Annotated in this window: 1 rRNA gene (cut by a window edge); it reads right to left on the bottom strand. The window is 56.6% G+C overall.

From position 1 onward, the window contains the following. Positions 1-21: 21 nt before the first annotated feature. Positions 22-1,194, bottom strand: a 23S ribosomal RNA gene (locus KVT44_RS55370) (its annotated part continues 1,385 nt past the right edge of the window); the annotation flags it as partial.

Below are 1,194 nucleotides of genomic sequence, written 5' to 3'. Positions count from 1 at the left end.
ACACAGTGGACGCGAGCAACTGAGGACAAGCCCTCGGCCTATTAGTACCGGTCACCTCCAGCGGTTACCCGCCTTCCAGATCCGGCCTATCAACCCAGTCGTCTACTGGGAGCCTTAACCCCTCAAGGGGGTGGGAATACTCATCTCGAAGCAGGCTTCCCGCTTAGATGCTTTCAGCGGTTATCCCTCCCGAACGTAGCCAACCAGCCATGCCCTTGGCAGGACAACTGGCACACCAGAGGTTCGTCCGTCCCGGTCCTCTCGTACTAGGGACAGCCCTTCTCAATATTCCTACGCGCGCAGCGGATAGGGACCGAACTGTCTCACGACGTTCTAAACCCAGCTCGCGTACCGCTTTAATGGGCGAACAGCCCAACCCTTGGGACCGACTCCAGCCCCAGGATGCGACGAGCCGACATCGAGGTGCCAAACCATCCCGTCGATATGGACTCTTGGGGAAGATCAGCCTGTTATCCCCGGGGTACCTTTTATCCGTTGAGCGACGGCGCTTCCACAAGCCACCGCCGGATCACTAGTCCCGACTTTCGTCCCTGCTCGACCCGTCGGTCTCACAGTCAAGCTCCCTTGTGCACTTACACTCAACACCTGATTACCAACCAGGCTGAGGGAACCTTTGGGCGCCTCCGTTACTCTTTAGGAGGCAACCGCCCCAGTTAAACTACCCATCAGACACTGTCCCTGATCCGGATCACGGACCCAGGTTAGACATCCAGCACGACCAGAGTGGTATTTCAACGACGACTCCCCCTGAGCTGGCGCTCAGAGTTCAAAGTCTCCCACCTATCCTACACAAGCCGAACCGAACACCAATATCAAACTGTAGTAAAGGTCCCGGGGTCTTTCCGTCCTGCTGCGCGAAACGAGCATCTTTACTCGTAGTGCAATTTCACCGGGCCTATGGTTGAGACAGTCGAGAAGTCGTTACGCCATTCGTGCAGGTCGGAACTTACCCGACAAGGAATTTCGCTACCTTAGGATGGTTATAGTTACCACCGCCGTTTACTGGCGCTTAAGTTCTCAGCTTCGCCACCCCGAAGAGTGACTAACCGGTCCCCTTAACGTTCCAGCACCGGGCAGGCGTCAGTCCGTATACATCGCCTTACGGCTTCGCACGGACCTGTGTTTTTAGTAAACAGTCGCTTCTCGCTGGTCTCTGCGGCCACCCCCAGCTCA

Origin of the sequence: Streptomyces sp. GbtcB7 (assembly GCF_019091445.1) — a bacterium.
GTDB lineage: Bacteria > Actinomycetota > Actinomycetes > Streptomycetales > Streptomycetaceae > Streptomyces > Streptomyces mirabilis.
Note: the sequence above shows the minus strand (reverse complement) of the source record. Positions and strands in the feature narration are given on the sequence as shown.